The sequence below is a fragment of the Litchfieldella rifensis genome (assembly GCF_042646605.1).
In the GTDB taxonomy this organism is placed as follows: Bacteria; Pseudomonadota; Gammaproteobacteria; order Pseudomonadales; family Halomonadaceae; genus Litchfieldella; species Litchfieldella rifensis.
Map to the genome: position 1 here is coordinate 27321 of NZ_JBHRUG010000050.1, position 19498 is coordinate 46818.

The 19498-nt window shown below is 61.7% G+C and carries 16 protein-coding genes and 1 pseudogene; 11 read left to right on the forward strand and 6 right to left on the reverse strand.

Translation table 11 applies throughout. The annotated features are described in order from the left end of the window. Positions 1-560: pseudogene (locus ACFOEV_RS22175) on the forward strand (diphosphate--fructose-6-phosphate 1-phosphotransferase); the annotation flags it as partial. Between the two features lie 417 nt (positions 561-977). Here ACFOEV_RS22175 and ACFOEV_RS22180 read toward each other — a convergent pair. Continuing rightward, positions 978-2624, reverse strand: a complete 1647-nt coding sequence (locus ACFOEV_RS22180; protein WP_386777341.1) for a protein kinase domain-containing protein — start codon at positions 2622-2624, stop codon at positions 978-980. 266 nt (positions 2625-2890) lie between these two features. On the opposite strand from ACFOEV_RS22180, the gene ppa reads away from it, so the two are divergent. Further along, a complete protein-coding gene (gene ppa, locus ACFOEV_RS22185) occupies positions 2891-3421 on the forward strand; it encodes an inorganic diphosphatase (protein ID WP_386777265.1) in 531 nt (176 codons plus the stop codon). 74 nt (positions 3422-3495) lie between these two features. On the opposite strand, the gene ACFOEV_RS22190 is transcribed toward ppa, so the two are convergent. Beyond that, entirely contained in the window at positions 3496-4770 is a 1275-nt protein-coding gene (locus ACFOEV_RS22190; RefSeq protein WP_386777267.1) for a DUF2333 family protein, read from the reverse strand. A gap of 180 nt (positions 4771-4950) precedes the next feature. Between ACFOEV_RS22190 and dsbD the strand changes: the two genes are divergently transcribed. From dsbD to purH, 7 genes are all read left to right on the forward strand, one after another. Beyond that, a complete protein-coding gene (gene dsbD / locus ACFOEV_RS22195; RefSeq protein ID WP_386777269.1) occupies positions 4951-6849 on the forward strand; it encodes a protein-disulfide reductase DsbD in 1899 nt (632 codons plus the stop codon). A 202-nt stretch (positions 6850-7051) separates the two neighbouring features. After that, entirely contained in the window at positions 7052-7531 is a 480-nt protein-coding gene (accB, locus tag ACFOEV_RS22200) for an acetyl-CoA carboxylase biotin carboxyl carrier protein (protein WP_386777271.1), read from the forward strand. Between the two features lie 34 nt (positions 7532-7565). Next, the gene (gene accC, locus ACFOEV_RS22205; protein ID WP_386777343.1) at positions 7566-8906 is read left to right on the forward strand and encodes an acetyl-CoA carboxylase biotin carboxylase subunit; all 1341 of its coding nucleotides are present in this window, start codon (positions 7566-7568) and stop codon (positions 8904-8906) included. Positions 8907-9068: 162 nt separating this feature from the next. Beyond that, on the forward strand, positions 9069-9983 hold the full coding sequence (prmA, locus tag ACFOEV_RS22210; RefSeq protein ID WP_386777273.1) for a 50S ribosomal protein L11 methyltransferase: 915 nt from the start codon (positions 9069-9071) through the stop codon (positions 9981-9983). Positions 9984-10082: 99 nt separating this feature from the next. Further along, complete coding sequence (dusB, locus tag ACFOEV_RS22215) at positions 10083-11135, forward strand: tRNA dihydrouridine synthase DusB (protein ID WP_386777275.1); 1053 nt, start codon at positions 10083-10085, stop codon at positions 11133-11135. Then, the gene (fis, locus tag ACFOEV_RS22220) at positions 11132-11473 is read left to right on the forward strand and encodes a DNA-binding transcriptional regulator Fis (protein ID WP_386777277.1); all 342 of its coding nucleotides are present in this window, start codon (positions 11132-11134) and stop codon (positions 11471-11473) included. The genes dusB and fis overlap by 4 nt, the downstream gene beginning before the upstream one ends. 94 nt (positions 11474-11567) lie before the next feature. Further along, positions 11568-13160 carry a bifunctional phosphoribosylaminoimidazolecarboxamide formyltransferase/IMP cyclohydrolase gene (gene purH / locus ACFOEV_RS22225; protein WP_386777279.1) on the forward strand — a complete coding sequence of 531 codons (1593 nt, stop codon included), beginning with the start codon at positions 11568-11570 and terminating at the stop codon, positions 13158-13160. Positions 13161-13327: 167 nt separating this feature from the next. Here purH and ACFOEV_RS22230 read toward each other — a convergent pair whose 3' ends face one another. From ACFOEV_RS22230 to folE, 4 genes are all read right to left on the reverse strand, one after another. Next, positions 13328-15214: an ABC transporter ATP-binding protein gene (locus ACFOEV_RS22230; RefSeq protein WP_386777281.1), complete on the reverse strand. Its 1887-nt coding sequence runs from the start codon at positions 15212-15214 to the stop codon at positions 13328-13330. Between the two features lie 150 nt (positions 15215-15364). Beyond that, complete coding sequence (locus ACFOEV_RS22235) at positions 15365-16822, reverse strand: NAD-dependent succinate-semialdehyde dehydrogenase (protein ID WP_386777283.1); 1458 nt, start codon at positions 16820-16822, stop codon at positions 15365-15367. A 285-nt stretch (positions 16823-17107) separates the two neighbouring features. Continuing rightward, the gene (folX, locus tag ACFOEV_RS22240; protein ID WP_386777285.1) at positions 17108-17515 is read right to left on the reverse strand and encodes a dihydroneopterin triphosphate 2'-epimerase; all 408 of its coding nucleotides are present in this window, start codon (positions 17513-17515) and stop codon (positions 17108-17110) included. Positions 17516-17550: 35 nt separating this feature from the next. Then, positions 17551-18108, reverse strand: a complete 558-nt coding sequence (gene folE, locus ACFOEV_RS22245; protein WP_386777287.1) for a GTP cyclohydrolase I FolE — start codon at positions 18106-18108, stop codon at positions 17551-17553. A 253-nt stretch (positions 18109-18361) separates the two neighbouring features. On the opposite strand from folE, the gene ACFOEV_RS22250 reads away from it, so the two are divergent. Beyond that, positions 18362-18928: a hypothetical protein gene (locus tag ACFOEV_RS22250; RefSeq protein WP_386777289.1), complete on the forward strand. Its 567-nt coding sequence runs from the start codon at positions 18362-18364 to the stop codon at positions 18926-18928. Between the two features lie 153 nt (positions 18929-19081). Then, positions 19082-19498 (forward strand): lasso peptide biosynthesis B2 protein, encoded by a 417-nt coding sequence (locus tag ACFOEV_RS22255; protein ID WP_386777291.1) that lies wholly within the window; start codon positions 19082-19084, stop codon positions 19496-19498.

The window sequence follows — 19498 nt, forward strand, 5'->3', positions numbered from 1 at the left end:
CGGTCAAGCGCTACGGCTACTGCGTGATCGTGGTCTCCGAAGGTGCGCGTTATCCCGATGGCACCTTCCTTGCCGATTCCGGCAACACCGACGCCTTCGGTCACCGACAGCTTGGCGGTGTGGCGCCGACGCTGGCCGGCATGATCAAGCAGGACCTGGGTTACAAGTACCACTGGGCGGTGGCCGACTACCTGCAGCGGGCCGCGCGTCACCTGGCCTCGAAAACCGACGTCGATCAGGCCTACGCGGTAGGCAAGAAAGCCGTGGAACTGGCGTTGGAAGGCAAGAACTCCATGATGCCGACCATCAAACGCATCAGTGACACGCCCTACGAATGGCGCATCGATGCCGCGCCGTTGGCGGAAGTCGCCAACCGCGAGAAGTTCATGCCCCGCGACTTCATCCGCGAGGACGGCTTCGGGATCACCGACGCCTGCCGTCGCTACCTGCAACCGCTGATCCAGGGCGAGGACTTCCCGCCATTCGCCAACGGTCTGCCGCAAGTGGCCAAGCTCAAGCTGGCCAGGGTCGAGCGCAAACTGCCGGAGTTCAAGCTGTAACGATATCTGCCAGCTAACATCGCGGCTACAGCCGCTCCTACCTGGATACGTGCCGATATCCACCACCATGCGCGGAAGGCAGCCACGGTGGTTTTCGTAGGAGCGGCTTAAGCCCGGGCGGCGTTCCGACGATGGCTTTGGCAACCCCGGGCGATGTCCGACATCACTGTTCCGTGCCGAAATACGGGATGTGGGATAGTTGCCTGCCTCCGTGGCACACGACGCTAAGCCGGCCTGACGGCCGGATCGCGGCTGAAGCCACTCCTACCTTTGCTGCGGTGGCGTGGCTTACCCCTGCGCAGGGAGCGATCATGGCGGGGTTCGTAGGAGCGACTTAAGTCCGGGCGGCGCTCCGACGATGGTTGTTGTTCCAGTCGTTGTTAGGCGTTATCGCCGCTGACCTGGATTCCAGGCTTGTCAGCGCAACAACCACGACAGCACCAATAGCAGCAGCAATACACCCGCCACGCCCTGCCAGAAATTGGCCGGTTCGCGCAGGATGCTGGGGTTGGTGCGTGTCTGCTTGTCGCCGTGGGGATCGCGCAGCGCATAGAGAAACTCCGACAGACGCCGGAAACGCAGCGCACGCTGCGGGTCCAACGCTCGGCGCAGGGCATCGTCGAGCGTTGCGGTCACCTCGGGGTTGAGGGTACGAGCACTGCGGTAGGCGAGCCGTTCCAGGTCGGTATGGCTGCGCAGTTGGTGGGGGGGCAACGCATAGGGGATGCTGCCGGTCAGCAGCCAGTAGACGGTGGACGCCAGCGCATATTGATCGCTGCGTCTGCCGACATCGTCGTCCAGGGCATATTCCGGCGCGCTGTGTTCGGTCAGTCCCAGTTGCCGCGCCAGCTCGCGCGACCGTTTGTGGCCGTCACCCTCGCGCAGGCAGCAGGCGCTGAAGTCGGCCAGCACCACCTGGCCGTGGCTGTCGATGAGGATGTTGTCGGGATGAATCTGCTGGTGGAGCAGATCGCGACGATGCAATGCCTGCACGGCCTTTCCCAGTTGACGGGCAATGTCCAGGCGCTGTGCCAGGCTGGCCTGGGGATGACGTCGCGCCCAGTCGGAGAGGCGCTCGCCCTTTACGTACGCCATCAGATAATAGAGATGGCGCCGCGGACGCGAGGACTCCATGACCTTGGCCACGAACGGCGAGTTGACCCGTTCCACCACCCATTGCTGCAGCAGGAAATGTTCCAGATAGGCATTGCGGCTCGACAACTCGGGGCTCGGCGCCTTCATCACCATTTCACGCTCGCTGTAGGTGTCGCGCACCCGGTAGACTCGGGACTGGGCGGTGCGTGACAGCACTTCCTGCACTTCCAGGCCGTCCACACGGTCACCCGGCAACAACTCCGACGGCACCGGCAGGTCACCATACAGCTTGCCGGGGTGATCGTTTTCTTGCTCGGGCAGTTGATCGATCCGCACCAACTGGAAACAGAACTGCTCGCCGCCGTAACCACGCTCCTGGGCGCGTGACTGAGCGGCATCCGCCAGCCGCTCACAGGCAGCATCGAGATCGCTGACATCGGCACGAATCAGGTGTACATAATCCGACGGCATCAGGGTGCCGCGCACGGCCTGGGTGGTGAACAGGAAGATATCGCCCTGCTTGAGCGGCATGCTCATGTAGTCGATATCGATGCTGCCATCCAGACCCAGCGCCCGCGAGGGATAACGGTAACCGCCCAGGTCGGTGACATGGTCACGGGAGAGCTGCTCGAACTCGGCGCCACGCAGGCGGAACACCAGCGTATCGCCCATATGGAAGAGGTGTGCCTCGCGCCCGCGATAGACCATCGCCGACAGCGAGGAAATATAGCTGCCATCGGGCACATGGCCACTCTGGCTATGACACCAGCCATTGAGGGCGCGCAGCACTCGGGTCGCCGAGGTCTTGACGTCCCAGTGATCGGGCGTCGAGAAATAGTCGGCGAGAAAACCACGCACACTGAGATCGCCGGCCTGCTTGGCGATGGCATTGCGCGAGGTCGAGTCGCTGATCACGGCACTGGCCCCCTTGACTCGCAATAGCGAGCTATCGGGAATGCGTACCGACATCGAACTACGGTGATGGCGCCACTCAGGAGCAACGAAGGCCTGTCCCACACTCAGCGACAACTCGGAATCCGCCAACGCGACTCTCCTCGACTCATGACGTTCGTGACGAGCGTCCATCATACACCCCTTATGCGACAACGCCTTGTCGACCAAAGGGAAGCCGCCCTCCGGACAGGGGCCCTTTTGTCGCATTGGTAATCGAGCGAGGCTGTTCGTATAATTCGGCGGATTCCACGGCTTCCATCTGCCATTTCAAGGACTGCACAATGAGTTTCGACAAGATTCCTGCCGGCAAGGACCTCCCCAACGACGTCTATGTCGCCATCGAGATCCCTGCCAACCATGCACCGGTCAAGTACGAGATCGACAAGGACATGGATGCGTTGCTGGTCGATCGCTTCATGGCCACGCCGATGTTCTATCCGGCCAACTACGGCTTCATCCCCAACACCCTGGCCGACGACGGCGACCCGCTGGATGCGCTGGTGGTCACCCCCTATCCGGTACAGCCCGGCAGCGTGATTCGTGCCCGCCCGGTGGGCATTCTCAACATGACTGATGAAGCCGGTGAAGACGCCAAGCTGGTGTGTGTGCCCCACCAGAAGCTGAGCGCCCTCTATGACGATGTCCAGGAAGTGACCGACCTGCCGGAATTGCTGCGCCAGCAGATCGCCCACTTCTTCGAGAACTACAAGGATCTCGAAAAGGGCAAGTGGGTCAAGGTCGAATCCTGGGAAGGTGCCGATGCCGCACGCAAGGCGATCGAGAAGGCGGCGGCCGCCCATACCAAGGCCTGATCGACACCTTTCTTCCGCATCGCAGACACGACGGGCACCCTGGATGGGGTGCCCGTCGATTCGTTCAACACTCCCTATCCTTCGCTGGCAGGCGCACTAGCCTCTTCTTCCGTAACACCGGGAGGCTCGTTCCCGCCGGCTGACCCGGAAGCATCCCCCGCCTCGGGGGTGGCTCCTTGCGCTTCACCCTCCTGGCTGGCGGCCGGCTCCTCGGCAGAGGCATCGCCGGGGGCAGTGCCCTCTTCGCGGGTCATCGGGCTTTCCGGGGCCTCCTGGTCAGCGGAGGCGTCCTGCCCCCCACCTGCCGGGGATGGCTCATCGACGCTGACGCCACTGACGTTGGCCGATAGCTCTGCCGCAAGATCTCGAGCCCGCGCGGTGTAATTGGCCATGACCAACGAATGGTTGGCGAAGATCCCGAAACCGGAGCCATTGAGGATCACCGGACTCCATATCCGGCGTTGCGTCATGTCCAGCTCAGCGACCAGGCGCTGCAGGGTCTCATTGCCACCGGCGGCATCGAGTACCGCGGCGAAGTCGCGCTCCACGGCCTCGAGCAGATGCATCAAGGCCCAGCCACTGCCTCGTGCCTCGAAGAAGACATCGTCGATCCGATACCAGGGAGTGGCCGTGAGTTCCTCGGCATCAATATCCAGATTGCGTAGCGTCTCGCGTTCGGTGACGCTGGCCGAGAGCCGTTGCGTCAATACATCGAGACGGCCTGCGACCCGGTCGAGCCAGCGCGCCAGGCCATCGCCGTTGGCGTTAAAGCTGGCCCCGTTCCCGGCAGACAAGTCGTGCAGGTACCCGCCCAACGCCTCTACCGCCCGCTCGAGACGCTGCTCGGCCGAGGGATATAGCCAATCGCGACTATCGACCATCAGTTGCTGATGTGCCTCCTCGAACGCTGAATTCGCCCCGATGTCCCGCTCCGCCAACGCCTGTGCCAGATCGCGGGCCTGAAGAAGCACGCCATATTCCCAGTTGGGCATATTGTCGAGCCACAACCCCGGGGGCAGCATGTCATTGCGCAGATAGCCACCAGGCTTGTCGAGCAAGGTATCGACCGTGGTCATCAGAGTCGCCGTGACAACCGCACCACGTGCCGCTGACGGGTTGGCGGCTCGCGCCCCCTCTTCGGCATTCTCGTCGCGCTGCACGGCCGTGGCTTGCGCCACGTCGAAGGACGCCGGCGGTCGGCTCCACCAGATGCCCAGGACAATGGTCACCAGCAGATACAGCACCACCAGAATCAACAGTGGCTTCCAGATCCAGCCATACTCGGGACGTTCGAGCACTTCCGTGCTGCGAGGGGAATGTCCGGCCTTGCGTTTGCCGAAGATTGACATGGTCGACATCCTTGCGCGAAAAGTCATTGAAAGGGTTGCCAGTGCTGCCGCGACAACAAAACGGGCGATAATTGGGTTATCCTAGCATGCACCTTGGGGTGTATTCGCAATCAGTGGAGTATCGCAAACACTCCCTTGGTCGTAGGTTATAGCCACTCGGTCATTCATCGGATAAGAGTATTGGCGTTGAAACACCGGCTATTTCTCCTCTTGTGCAGCCTGCTGATGCTGATATCAGGCACGTCGCAGGCCCAGTGGTTCTCCAGCAGTTCGGATAAGGAGTTCCTGCCGGTGCTGGAGGCCTTCCAGGCCAGTGCCTGGCACGACGACGACACTCTCTACGTCGGCTTCGAGAATGCCGAGGGTTATTATCTCTATCGCCACCGCTTCAGCGTCGAAAGCCTTGACGAGAGCCTCGTCCTTGGCGACCCGGTGCTGCCCCCGGGCGAGTTCAAGAGCGATGAATTCCTGGGAGACGTCTACGTCTTCTACGACCGGGTGGTGCTAGAGGTCCCCTTCGAAGGCAACGCTGCAGGAGAGCTGCCGTTCGCCCTGACCTTCCAGGGATGCGCCGATGCAGGGCTGTGCTATCCACCGGAACGCATCACCCTCGACGCCCTGCCCGGCTCGGCACCTGCCGCCTTCGCCGGTTGGGAGCCAGACAACAACGCAGCGCAGGAAGGCGCCGGCCAGCGGACGCCACCCGGCCCCCCGACCATTGTCGCTCCCGACCTGCAAAGCGAGGATGGTCACTTCAGCGCCCTGCTGCTCGATGCCAGCCCGGCGCTGGTGCTGGGCTTGTTCTTCCTTGCCGGCCTGGGACTGACCTTCACGCCCTGCGTATTGCCGATGATCCCGATCCTGTCGTCGATCATCATCGGCCAGAATCCCAGCCGCCCACGAGCCTTCATGCTCTCGGCCAGCTATGTCGCCGGAATGGCTCTTACCTATGCCGCCATTGGCGTGCTGATGGGGCTGTTCGGTGCCGGTCTCAACCTGCAGGCGCGGTTGCAGTCCGCACCGGTACTGATCACCTTCAGCATCCTGTTCGTGGTCTTTGCATTGGCCATGTTCGGGATCTTCAACCTGCGCCTGACACCAGCCCTGGCCACCCGGGTGGAGGCCTGGCAAAACCGTGCCCAGCGAAGCGGTCCAGCAGGACTGGCGTTGGCCGGCGCCCTGTCAGTGCTGGTGGTGTCACCGTGCGTTTCGGCGCCACTGGCCGGCGCCCTGGTTTTCATTTCCACCACCGGCAATGCTTGGATGGGTGGACTGACCCTGTTGGTTCTCGCCCTCGGCATGGGGATCCCGTTACTGGCGGTCGGCACCTTCGGTACCACCCTGATGCCACGTACCGGCGCCTGGATGAATGGCGTCAAGAGCGCGTTCGGTATCCTGCTGCTGGGGATCGCCATCTGGTTGATCGAGCGCCTGCTGCCAGCCTCGCTGGCACTACTGCTGTGGGCGGCCCTGGCCATCGGTACGGCCCTGGCACTTGGCGCTTTGCAGACCAATACCGTCCAAGGCTGGCCCCGCCTACGCCAGGGGGCTGGCCTGCTGTTACTGGTGTGGGGTATCGCACTGGTGATCGGTGCCGCCCGCGGTGCCCATGATCCATTGCGGCCCCTGGCCCCGCTGGCCGGTAACGAGGCTACCGACTCGCCCCGGTTCGCCAGCTCGCCAGTGGCGACCGTCTCTCGGCTGGAGGCACTGAACGCCGAGCTGGCAAAAGCCGCTGACCAGGGCCGGCCGGCGTTCGTCGATGTCACCGCCGACTGGTGCATCTCGTGCAAGCAGATGGAGCGCACGGTCTATCCCAGCCCCCAGGTGGCGGAACCGTTGTCGGCCTTTACCCGCATCCAGGTCGATGTCACCGACACCAATGACGACAGCCGGGCATTGCTCGAGCATTTCAACCTGTTTGGCCCACCCAGCCTGCTGTTCTTCGTTGACGGCAAGGAAGTCCGCGCCGCTCGCATTCAGGGCGAAGTGGATCGCGACGGCTTTGCCGACCATCTGCAACAACTGTTGCAATGGCTCTCCACTCGTTCGGCCAACAGTCTGCCCTCAGTCTCCTGAAGATCGCCAAATCATCGTTTAAAAGCGACGATCATTCCGAATTCTGCACGAACTGGACAATGCTGAAATTTTTCGGCAAACTCCGCCCACATGCCTTATAAGGCCTCTAGAGACGGCATCTTGCAAGATCATGCCGGGATCTGGACAAATTTTGAGCAGGTTAACAGCTCCCATCCTTTACTCATCCGATCGAGACAGGCTCATGGATATCCGCAAGGTCAAGAAACTGATCGAGCTGCTGGAAGAATCCAACATCAGCGAAATCGAAATCCAGGAAGGCGAAGAGTCGGTACGTATCAGCCGTCATCCCGATGGCGCAAGCTACCCCGCCGCACCCATGCCCCAGGGTTACCCCCAAGGCTATCCCCAGGGCTATGCGCCAGCACCGGCGGCCCCCTCTTCTGCCCCAACGATCGCGCCGGAACCCAGTGCACCTGCAGAACCGCAGGGGCATGCCGTGTCTTCCCCCATGGTCGGCACCTTCTACCGTTCGCCGGCCCCAGGATCAAAGCCCTTCGTCGAAATCGGTCAGAGCATCAGGAAAGGCGATCCGGTGTGCATCGTCGAAGCGATGAAGATGATGAACCAGATCGAAGCCGACAAGGACGGGGTGATCGAAGCGATTCTCGTCGAGGACGGCGAGCCGGTCGAATTCGACCAGCCGATGCTGATCATCGCCTGAGGGGGATTTCAATGACAACATGGGCGGATAAATGATGTTGGACAAGGTACTCATCGCCAACCGCGGCGAGATCGCCCTGCGCATCCTGCGTGCCTGCAAGGAATTGGGCATCAGGACCGTGGCGGTGCACTCCAAGGCCGACCGCGAACTGATGCATGTACGCCTGGCCGACGAGGCCGTATGCATCGGGCCGGCGCCCTCCGCACAATCGTATCTGAACATTCCGGCGTTGATCAGCGCCGCCGAGGTCACCGACGCCAGCGCCATCCATCCTGGCTACGGCTTCCTGTCCGAGAATGCCAATTTTGCCGAACAGGTGGAGCGTTCCGGCTTCACCTTCATTGGCCCACGCGCCGAAACCATTCGCTTGATGGGCGACAAGGTCAGTGCCATCGAGGCCATGAAGAAGGCGGGGGTTCCCACTGTCCCTGGCTCCGATGGCCCACTTCCGGATGACGAGGCCGAAGTCATGCGCATCGCTCGGCGCATCGGCTATCCGGTGATCATCAAGGCCGCCGCCGGTGGCGGTGGTCGCGGCATGCGCATGGTACACAGCGAGGCCCATCTGCTAGCGGCGGTCAGCATCACCAGGAACGAAGCCAACGCCGCTTTCGGCGATGGCACGTTGTACATGGAAAAGTTCCTCGAACACCCACGTCACGTCGAGGTCCAGGTGCTGGCCGATGGCCAGGGCAACGCCGTCCATCTCTACGATCGCGATTGCTCATTGCAGCGACGCCATCAGAAGGTACTCGAGGAGGCACCGGCACCGCACCTCGACCAGGAAGCGCGTGCCCAAGTGCTCAAAGCCTGTACCGATGCCTGCCTGACGATCAACTACCGTGGTGCCGGTACCTTCGAGTTCCTCTATGAGGATGGGCAGTTCTTCTTCATCGAGATGAACACGCGCGTGCAGGTGGAACACCCGGTCACCGAAATGGTTACCGGCGTGGATATCGTCAAGGAGCAGTTGCGCATCGCCTCCGGCTTGCCCCTGTCGATCAAGCAGGAAGACGTCAAGCTCGCCGGGCATGCCTTCGAGTGCCGCATCAATGCCGAGGACTCACGCACCTTCATGCCCTCACCCGGCAAGGTGACTCTCTATCACGCCCCCGGGGGATTGGGCGTGCGCATGGACTCGCACCTGTATACCGGCTATACCGTGCCTCCTCACTACGACTCGCTGATCGGCAAGCTCATCACTTGGGGAGAAAACCGCGAGACGGCCCTGACACGGATGCGCAATGCGCTCGACGAATTGCTGGTGGAAGGCATCAAGAGCAATATCGACCTGCAGAAGGACCTGGTGCGTGACGGCCACTTCCAGCATGGCGGCGTGAACATCCATTACCTGGAGAAGAAACTCAGTCTGTAATGCCCTGTCGGAGTGACCGAGCAAGTACGGACCGGGGGTGCCTGAAAAGCCGACGAATACAAGCCGTTTTTCAGGCAAGGCCGAATCGAATGCCCGCACGGGGTGGCGTCGAAGCCGCCCCGTTCGCATTTTCCTCTCCCACGTTGACGACGAGAGATCATCATGCCCTGGTTACAACTCAAGGCGCATATCGCACCGGAACAAGCCGACCTCCTCGAGGAGTTGCTGCTTGCCGAGGGGGCCTCAGCCATTACGCTGCAGGACGCCCACGACGATCCGGTTTTCGAGCCTGAGCGCGGCACCACCCCACTATGGCATGACACCATCCTCACCGGCCTCTACGACGATCTGGAAGGTATCGAGGCCATGCTCGAGCGCGTGCGCCAGGCCTGGGCCGCGGAAATTCCCGAGGAGCCGTGCCCGGAGATCGAGTTCGAACTGCTCGCCGACCGGGATTGGGAGCGCGAATGGATGGACGGCTTTCACCCCCTGCGCATGGGCAGCCGGCTATGGATCGTACCGAGTTGGCACGATGCCCCCGACCCCGACGCCGTCAATCTGCTGCTCGATCCAGGCTTGGCCTTCGGTACCGGCACTCACCCCACCACGGCACTGTGCCTGGAGTGGCTCGACGGCCTGGCCGCGACGGGTGCACTCGAAGGTCGCGACGTACTGGATGTAGGCTGTGGCTCGGGCATTCTGGCCATTGCTGCCTTGAAGCTCGGTGCCGCACACGCCACCGGCACCGATATCGACCCTCAGGCCCTGCTGGCCAGTCGCGACAATGCCGAACGCAACGCCATCGAAGCTTCAAGACTCGAACTGCTCTATCCCGAACAGCTCGAGTTCCGCCCCTTCCCGGTAGTGATCGCCAATATTCTCGCAGGCCCCCTGGTGGAGCTGGCCACGACCATCGCCGATCACGTGGCGCCCGGGGGACGCCTGGCACTCTCCGGCATCCTCGCCGCCCAGGCCGATGAGGTACTGGATGCCTATCGCGACCAGGGCCTGATCATGGACGATCCCGCCGAGCGCGATGGCTGGATACGCCTGAGCGGACACCGGTCACGGGGTTGAGTCCGTCATTGCGACCTTTTCCGCCTTCACCCGGACGCTGTCCATGAGTATGATAAGCCCCCTTGCCCAATGACAGCCGAACGGACGCACCGAGCGACGATGTTCCATCACAACCAGCGGATGCCGCCCGCCATCGGGCCGCATCGACTTCCTAACCGCGTGATCCTGGCCCCCATGGCCGGCGTCACCGACCGCCCCTTCCGCCAGCTCTGCCGGCGTCTGGGTGCGGGGCTGGTCGTTTCGGAGATGGTCACCTCGGATCCCAGCCTGTGGCATACCCGCAAGTCGCGGCTGCGCCTCGATCATCGTGGTGAACCCGGCCCACGTTCGGTCCAGATCGCCGGCGGCGATGCTCACATGCTGGCCCAGGCGGCACGGCTGAATGCCGACCAGGGCGCCGAGATCATCGATATCAACATGGGCTGTCCGGCGAAGAAAGTCTGCAACAAGGCGGCCGGGTCGGCGCTATTGCGCGACGAGGGGTTGGTCGGTGAGATTCTCGATGCCGTCGTCGCCGCCGTGGACATCCCGGTGACGCTGAAGATCCGCACTGGCTGGTGCGAAAACAGCAACAATGCGGTACGCGTGGCTCACCTTGCCCAGGAAGCCGGCATCGCCGCCCTGGCGGTGCATGGCCGCACCCGTCGACAGCGCTACCATGGCCAGGCCGAATACGACACCATCGCCGCCGTCAAGAGCGCGGTGAATATTCCGGTCTTCGCCAATGGCGACATCGATTCTCCTTCCAAGGCCGTCGCTGTGCTCGACTATACTGGTGCGGATGCGGTAATGATCGGTCGTGGTGCCCAGGGCAATCCTTGGATCTTTCGCGAAATCGATCACTACCTGCAGCATGGGGAACACCTGCCGCCGCCGACGAATGACGAGCGAGCCCGCGTGATGCGCGATCACCTCGAGGCGCTGCATGACTTCTATGGCGATCACATGGGAGTCCGTATCGCCCGCAAGCATCTGGGATGGTATCTTGCCAGCCGCCTGCATCTTGCCCCCCAGGCAGTCAAGTCACAGCGGGCCATCTTCAATGCGCTGGAGCGGCCTCGGGACCAACTTCACTTCGTGGACGAACTGTTTCGTCATGCGACGGCTCATGGCGGCCGCCACATGACGACGGATGGAATCAGTGCAGCATGACCAGCAGGCAAGCGACTCCCAATCATGGCATGACCGCCCACCAGGATCCCCTGGAGATCACCGGTGCACCCACGGTGTCTTCGCGGGCGACCTCTCCAGCAACGCCTCAGGAGCAGCCGCTGCGTGAAGCGGTCGATGCGGCCATGCGACGCTATTTCGCCCATCTCGACGGCGAGACGGTCACCGATCTCTATGCCATGGTGCTGGCCGAGGTCGAAGCCCCCTTGCTGACGTCGGTGATGGATTATGTCAACGGCAACCAGACCCGTGCCGCCGAAATCCTGGGGCTCAATCGCGGCACACTGCGCAAGAAACTCAAGCAATACGCCCTGATATGACACCGAAGGGGAGCCGCATGCGGCTCCCCTTTTCGTGCCTCTCCTCCCAGGCACGGATGAATCTTCTATCCTCCAGCATCAAGAGTGGAACCGAATGGCCAATCAAGCGACTCCCCCTCCTCACCAGCCAGTACGCCGCGCCCTGATCAGCGTCTCCGACAAGACCGGCGTCGTCGATTTCGCCCGCGGCCTGGCCGAACGCGGTGTCGAACTGTTGTCCACCGGCGGCACCTTCCGCCTGCTCCAGGACAATGGCATCGCGGTGCGTGAAGTCAGCGAACACACCGGCTTCCCGGAAATCATGGACGGTCGCGTCAAGACCCTGCATCCCAAGATCCACGGCGGCATCCTCGGCCGCCGCGGTGTCGACGACGCGGTGATGGTGGAGCACGATATCGCGCCGATCGACATGGTGGTGGTCAACCTCTATCCCTTTGCCGCCACCGTCGCCCGGCCCGACTGCACCCTGGAGGACGCCATCGAGAACATCGACATCGGCGGCCCGACCATGGTACGTGCCTGCGCCAAGAATCATGCCCACACCACCATCGTGGTGGACGCCGGCGACTATGCCCGGGTGCTGGACGAAATCGCCGCTCAGGACGGCAGGGTCAGTGACGCCACCCGTTTCGATCTCGCGGTCAAGGCCTTCGAGCACACCGCCGCCTATGACGCCGCCATCGCCGACTACCTCGGCCAGCGGGTCCCCGGCGGCGAAGGTGGCTTTCCGCGCACCTACAACCTGCAGTTCCGCAAGAAGCAATCGATGCGCTACGGCGAAAACCCGCACCAGGGGGCGGCATTCTATGTCGAGCCTGAGGCTTCGGAGGCCAGCGTCGCCACCGCCGAGCAACTACAAGGCAAGGCCCTGTCGTTCAACAATGTCGCCGACACCGATGCCGCCTTCGAATGCGTCAAAGCCTTCACCGAGACCGCCTGCGTGATCGTCAAGCATGCCAACCCCTGTGGCGTGGCCGTCGGCGAGAATGCACTGCAGGCCTACGAGAAGGCCTTCGCCACCGACCCCACCAGCGCCTTCGGCGGCATCATCGCCTTCAACGCACCTCTGGATGGAGAGACGGCGCGGGCCATCATCGATCGTCAGTTCGTCGAGGTCATCATCGCTCCGGGGATCAGCGACGAGGCCAAGGCCACCGTCGCCGAGAAACAGAACGTACGGCTGCTCGACGTCGGTGCCCATTGGCCCGGTAAGCGTGAGCACGCACATGACTTCAAGCGCGTCACCGGCGGGCTGCTGGTCCAGGACCGCGACTTGGGCATGGTCGGCCGCGATGACCTTACCGTGGTCAGCGAGCGGGTGCCCAGCGAGCAGGAGACGCGCGACCTGGCGTTTGCCTGGAAAGTCGCCAAGTACGTCAAGTCCAACGCCATCGTCTATGCCAAGCACGGCCAGACGATCGGCGTGGGTGCCGGCCAGATGAGCCGCGTCTACTCGGCCAAGATCGCCGGCATCAAGGCCGCCGACGAGGGACTCGCCGTACCCGGCTCGGTGATGGCCTCCGATGCCTTCTTCCCGTTCCGCGACGGCATCGACGCCGCCGCCGCGGCCGGCATCACCGCAGTGATCCAGCCCGGCGGCTCGATGCGCGACCAGGAGGTGATCGATGCCGCCAACGAGGCGGGAATCGCCATGGTATTCACCGGCATGCGCCATTTTAGGCACTGAAGCTGTAAGCTGTAAGCTGTAAGCTGTAAGCTGTAAGCTGTAAGCTGTAAGCTGTAAGCTGTAAGCTGTAAGCTGTAAGCTGTAAGAACAGAATAACCTTCTGACAGACAAGGAAAATCCCACGCGGAACAGCGCGTGGGATTTTTCCCCGCTTTATTGCATAGCCGCTACGCTTCGTCGGGAACTTTCTGTTGAGTGTCCGTTTCGATGTCCTCGCCCAGGAAGCCGCCGGACTGACGCCGCCATAGTGCGGCATAGAGACCATCGTGGCGAAGCAGCTCCTCGTGGGTGCCAGCCTCGATGATGCGCCCCTTGTCCATGACCACCAGCCGGTCCAGCATGGCGATGGTCGACAGGCGGTGGGCAATGGCGATCACGGTCTTGCCCTCCATCAAGGCATAGAGCTGTTCCTGGATCGCCGCCTCGACCTCGGAGTCCAGCGCCGAGGTGGCCTCGTCGAGCACCAGGATCGGCGCGTTCTTCAGCAGCACCCTAGCGATGGCGATACGCTGGCGCTGCCCGCCCGAGAGCTTGACCCCACGTTCGCCGACATGCGCATCCAACCCCCGGCGCCCCTGCGGATCGCTCAGGGTCTCGATGAAGGTATCGGCATGGGCGCGCCGCGCGGCATCCATCACCTGTCCATCGCTGGCATGCGGACTGCCGTAGCGAATGTTGTCGCGGATCGAGCGGTGCAATAACGACGTATCCTGGGTCACCATCCCGATCTGCCGGCGCAGCGACTCCTGGGTAACACCAGCGACATCCTGACCGTCGATCAGGATGCGCCCCTCCTCCAGGTCATAGAAGCGCAGCAACAGATTGGCCAGGGTCGATTTTCCTGCCCCGGACCGGCCGATGATCCCCACCTTCTCACCCGGCTGGATGGCCAGCGAGAGATCCTCGATGACCCGCGGCTGGCGCTCGTCGTCGCGCGATTTGCCGTAGTGGAAATGCAGGTGTTCGAAACGGATCTCGCCACGCGGCACGACTAGCTCCTTGGCACCGGGCCGATCGGTTACCGTCGGTGTTCGAGCGATGGTGTTGATACCATCCTGCACCGTGCCGATGTTCTCGAACAGGCCGGCCACTTCCCATAGAATCCAGTCCGACATGAAGCGGATCCGCATCACCAGTGCGATCGCCACCGCGATCACGCCGAGCGAGATGGCCGCGAAGTACCAGGTGATGACGGCGATCGCCGCCACCGAGGCCAACAACAGCGAATTCAGCACCGTCAGGCATACCGTCATCACGGTCACCAGACGCATCTGGCGATGCACTGTCTGCATGAACATGTCCATGGCGTCGCGGGCATATTCCTGTTCACGCAACGTATCGGCGAACAACTTGATGGTCTGGATATTGGTGTAGCTGTCGACGATACGCCCGGTCATCTGCGCCCGGGCATTGGCCTGGGCCATCGATACCCGGCGCAAGCGCGGCACGAAGACGATCATGATTCCCACATAACCCGCCAGCCAGACGACCAGCGGCAGCATCAACCAGGGGTCGGCACGTCCCACGAGGAACATGGCACCGGTGAAGTAGACGAGGACATAGACGAACAGGTCGGTCAGCTTCATCACCGTCTCGCGGACAGCCAGTGCCGTCTGCATGACCTTCTGCGACACACGACCGGCAAACTCGTCCTGGAAGAACAGCATGCTCTGGCCGAGGATATGCCGATGCGCGAGCCAACGCCCAATCATCGGATAGTTGCCGAAAATGCTCTGGTGCTTGAGCAGCGACTGCCCCAGCACCAATAGTGGCAAGCCGAATATCACCAGCAGCGCCATGCCGGCCAGGGACCAGCCATGCTCGGCAAAGAACCCATCCCGCTCGGCATCGGCCAGCCAATCGACCAAGTCTCCCATATAACTGAAGAATACCAACTCGGCGGCCGACACCAGGCCCGTCAATAGTGACATCATCGCCAGCAGTGGCAACACCGCTTTCGAATAATGATAAAGGAAAGCCAACAGGCCACGCGGCGGTGTGCCAGACGCCTCCTGCGGATAGGGGTGCACTAATGTCTCGAAGAAGTGGAACATGGCGATAGCGACTCCATTGCACTGACCGGGCAACCGGGAGCTTATTACCTCAATCTTACTTTAGGTCAACAGTATTTTTGCGCTCCTCAACGACAACGGACAGCCCTGCGGCTGCCCGTTGTCCGTAGCGCATGGGGTCGAGCGCGAGGCTCAGCCAAGGTCGATACAGAGGTACTTGGTCTCAACGAATTCGTCCAGTCCCTGGTGCCCACCTTCGCGACCCAGGCCCGAGGACTTGACGCCGCCAAAGGGGGCGGCAGCGTTGGAAATCAAGCCGGTGTTGATTCCTACCATGCCATACTCCAGGGCTTCGGCCACCCGCCACACGCGCGCCAGGTCACGAGAATAGAAATATGCAGCCAGGCCGGCATTGGTGTCATTGGCCATGGCTACAGCATCCTCTTCATCCTCGAAGGGGAAGACCGCCGCCAGCGGGCCAAAGGTTTCCTCGGAGGCGACCTTCATCTCGGCTGTGGCGCCGTTGATCAGGGTCGGAGTGAAGAAGTTGCCCCCCTGCGGGTGCGGATTGCCGCCCAACAGCAATTCGGCGCCATGGTCCATGGCGTCGCGAACGTGTTCGTTGACCTTGTCCACGGCACTCTGATCGATCAACGGACCGATGTTGATACCGGGCTCGACTCCGTTCCCGACGTGCAGTTCGCTATTCATGGCCACGGCAAACTTCTCACAGAAAGCGTTGACCACGCTGGACTGCACCAGGAAGCGGTTGGTCCCCACGCAGGACTGCCCGGTATTGCGGAACTTGGCGGTCATGGCGCCATCCACGGCGGCGTCCAGATCGGCATCCTCGAACACAATAAAAGGCGCGTTGCCGCCCAGCTCCAGCGAGATCTTCTGGATGTGCTGTGATGCCTGGGCCATCAGCTTGCTGCCGACTTCGGTGGAACCGGTAAAGGTAATCTTGCGCACCACCGGCGACTCGGTCAGCGTCGTGGCAATTTCGCTGGCACGTCCGGGAACCACGTTGAACACGCCCCGTGGAATACCGGCTCGTTCGGCCAGCAGAGCCAGCGCCGTCGCGGAAAAGGGGGTCTGGCTGGCCGGCTTGACCACGATCGGACAACCGGCAGCCAGTGCCGCCCCCGCCTTGCGGGTGATCATGGCGGCGGGGAAGTTCCAAGGCGTGATGGCCCCTACTACACCCACCGGCTGCTTGGTCACCACGATGCGCTGGTTGGTTTTGGCGGCGGGCACGGTTTCGCCATAGATCCGACGCGCCTCCTCGGCGAACCAGCGCAGGAAGCTAGCCGCATAGGCGACCTCCCCGGCGGCCTCCTTGAGCGGCTTGCCCTGTTCCAGGGTCATGATGGTCGCGAGTTCCTGTTGATGCTCATGCATCAAATCGTGCCATTTCATCAAACAATCGGCCCGCTCGAGGGCGGTCAGGGCACGCCAGGCAGGAAAGGCCACCTCGGCCGCGGCAATGGCACGCTCGGTCTCGACACGACCCAGGCGCGGCACACGGCCGATGATCTCGCCATCGGCCGGATTGACGACATCGATCTGTTCACCACTGTCGGCGGCCACCCAACCGCCATCGATATAGGCAAAAGGCCGGAACAGCGGATTGTCTTGCAGGGATTGCATAGCATTCTCCTTCCCGGGATGACGGCGCCGGGCGCCGCTCAGGGTGGCAGCCATGGTATCGACGCCATAGCTGCCGTGACTGGGATTCGCGGATTCGCTTCATGAGCCCCGCCGTGCTCGAGTGATGGTTCCCGAGCGGCGAAGGATCGGACCACACCGGCCGGGACACTGGCCATCGTGTCGAAGCCGGCAAAGGGCTCACGCTAATTCTAACTTTCATGCTAAGCCGATTTGGGGCATGGCACCAACCCTAATGGCTCGGGGACGGGATGCTTGCCGACAAGCTCAAGGCCGGAGTGTCTCTCGCGAGTCGGACAGGGTGATGGAAACCGAGTCGGCAAAGCGCAGGGCATGCGGCTTGTCGATTTCCACCTGCGCCATCAACACCTGCTCGTAGGACATGATGATATCCAGCACCTCGCGGGTCATGCGTTCGAGCAACAGGAAGCGATTGTCTTCCACATGCGCGATCAGGTGCTTGGTGATGGTGCGATAGTCAAGCGCTTGATCGATATGGTTGAACTGCAGCGCACGCGCCGCACGATAGCGAATCACGGCATTGATCACCACATCCTGGCGATTCTGGATCTCCTCTTCCTTGATCCCTATGTAGGTACGCAGACGCAGGTTCTTGATGCGGATGGTGGCCAGGTCATGATCGAGATGCTGATCGTTGAGCGCATGCAACGGCATAGAAGGTCTTCCTCTCGAATGGCAATAGCCACCATTCAGCGATTGTAAACCAAGGTCAGGAACTCCTGGCGAGTCGGCTGATTTTCCCGGAAGGCGCCCAGCATGACCGAACTGGTCATGCTTGAATTCTGCTTTTCCACTCCCCGCATCATCATGCACATGTGCTGGGCTTCGATGACCACGGCCACTCCCCGTGCCTCGGTGACCTGCAGCACGGCTTCGGCGATCTGACGAGTGAGATTTTCCTGAATTTGCATGCGCCGAGCATACATGTCGACGATACGTGCGAACTTGGAAAGCCCCAATACCTTGCCGTTAGGCAGATAGGCGATGTGGCACTTGCCGATGAAGGGCAGCAGGTGATGCTCACACATCGAGTACAGCTCGATATTCTTCACCAGTACCATCTCGTCGGTTTCGGACTCGAATACCGCCCCATTGATCAGCGTTTCCAGCGACTGGGTATAACCACGGGTCAGAAACTGCATGGCCTTGGCGGCTCGCTTTGGCGTGTCGCGCAGGCCCTCGCGCTCGGGGTCTTCCCCTAGACCGCTGATGATCTGGCGATAGTGGTTGGCGAGTTCTTCGGTCATCGTTCAAACCTATTGTTCGAGATCAGGGCGCTAGCATTATTTGTACAAAATATATACATCATTTCTTTTTTTGTACAATGAAATCGTAATATCAACCGCCAATTCTAGCCCATCCATTGTCACAACGCAGGGCTGAATCAGCGGTCAAGGCGCGACATCCTGCCCCGCTGCCACAGCATTGCCGTCATGTTACAATAAATGCCCCATTTTGCCCCGCCCCGCGGGATTGGTTCCATAGTCGAGAATCCAGACCATGATGAAACGATGCCTGGCAATACTGGTGGTCGGCCTGACGCTACCCACATTGGCCATGAGCGACACATTACGCTTACCCGCCGATGCCACCATCGAGGTGCATGTGATCGACGAGGTGAACTTGAGCCGCGACACTGCCGAACTCTCCGACTTGCTGTTACAACCGGTAGCCAGTGAGCACGCCCGCCATCAGCTCCCCGAGCACTGCCTGATCACCGCCGATGCACGGCTAGACGATGAGCGAGTGCGCATAGCGGCCAAGACCCTGACCTGTATCGACACCCAAGGCACCAGCAGCGAGATCTTCAGCGGCACGCTCTCCGCATCGGCCATAGAGAACGATGGCAGTTTTGCCATCGATGCCTGCCTCCAAGCGGCCGATGACAGCTGTGAACACGCCAGGCTAAGCCCCGAACATATCTTCCAGTTGCGCCTGGGGAGTGCACTGGAGCTGGAAGCCCAGGACAATCCCGCCGCCCGTATCAACGAGCAACGCCGGCAGGCCGATGGCGAGGGGATCGCCAACCCGATCCCCAGCAACCGCCCTGACCCGGACGAGGACTGATCGCCAGGCACTGTTGGTAACCATGCCCGAGCCCGTTCTCCACGACCTCGATCACATGTTGGGCAATACATATGCGGACCTGTGACTATACTGGAGGCCATGAGAACACTCAGAAAATTCCACCGCCTCCCCCGTGCTCGGAAAATCATCCTCATGGAAGCCGCTTTCCTGCTGCCATGGGCATGGATCCTGGTGAGGACCCTTCCGTTTCGGTTCTGGTCACGAGGACTGGGCAAGCCAACACCGGGAGAAGCCGATCCCGCGGTCGCCGCCGTTGATAAACGAGCGCGGGATATCTGCTGGGCCATTGTGGCCATCAACCAAGCAGCCGGCGATCGATTCACCTGTCTGATGCTGGCCATGACGGCTCAGTGGATGCTGAACAGGCGCCATATCTCCAGCAGCCTGGTACTGGGTACGCGCACCGAGCAAGGCGCTGACAATCGGCTCACCATGCAGGCACATGCCTGGCTAAGGGTGGGCGCGCGAATCGTACTGGGCCACCATGGCGGCCAATACACGGCGATTTCGAGCTTTGTTCGAACCTACCGCCGTCATGCTGATGGCTGA

Coding starts and splice junctions, on each gene's coding strand:
- fis (WP_386777277.1), top strand. CDS start 11,132: ATGACCAGCAGGCAAGCGACTCCCAATCATGGCATGACCGCCCACCAG.
- purH (WP_386777279.1), top strand. CDS start 11,568: ATGGCCAATCAAGCGACTCCCCCTCCTCACCAGCCAGTACGCCGCGCC.
- ppa (WP_386777265.1), top strand. CDS start 2,891: ATGAGTTTCGACAAGATTCCTGCCGGCAAGGACCTCCCCAACGACGTC.
- ACFOEV_RS22255 (WP_386777291.1), top strand. CDS start 19,082: ATGGAAGCCGCTTTCCTGCTGCCATGGGCATGGATCCTGGTGAGGACC.
- folE (WP_386777287.1), bottom strand. CDS start 18,108: ATGACCGAAGAACTCGCCAACCACTATCGCCAGATCATCAGCGGTCTA.
- accC (WP_386777343.1), top strand. CDS start 7,566: ATGTTGGACAAGGTACTCATCGCCAACCGCGGCGAGATCGCCCTGCGC.
- dusB (WP_386777275.1), top strand. CDS start 10,083: ATGTTCCATCACAACCAGCGGATGCCGCCCGCCATCGGGCCGCATCGA.
- ACFOEV_RS22250 (WP_386777289.1), top strand. CDS start 18,362: ATGATGAAACGATGCCTGGCAATACTGGTGGTCGGCCTGACGCTACCC.
- ACFOEV_RS22180 (WP_386777341.1), bottom strand. CDS start 2,624: ATGTCGGTACGCATTCCCGATAGCTCGCTATTGCGAGTCAAGGGGGCC.
- ACFOEV_RS22190 (WP_386777267.1), bottom strand. CDS start 4,770: ATGTCAATCTTCGGCAAACGCAAGGCCGGACATTCCCCTCGCAGCACG.
- ACFOEV_RS22235 (WP_386777283.1), bottom strand. CDS start 16,822: ATGCAATCCCTGCAAGACAATCCGCTGTTCCGGCCTTTTGCCTATATC.
- accB (WP_386777271.1), top strand. CDS start 7,052: ATGGATATCCGCAAGGTCAAGAAACTGATCGAGCTGCTGGAAGAATCC.
- folX (WP_386777285.1), bottom strand. CDS start 17,515: ATGCCGTTGCATGCGCTCAACGATCAGCATCTCGATCATGACCTGGCC.
- ACFOEV_RS22230 (WP_386777281.1), bottom strand. CDS start 15,214: ATGTTCCACTTCTTCGAGACATTAGTGCACCCCTATCCGCAGGAGGCG.
- prmA (WP_386777273.1), top strand. CDS start 9,069: ATGCCCTGGTTACAACTCAAGGCGCATATCGCACCGGAACAAGCCGAC.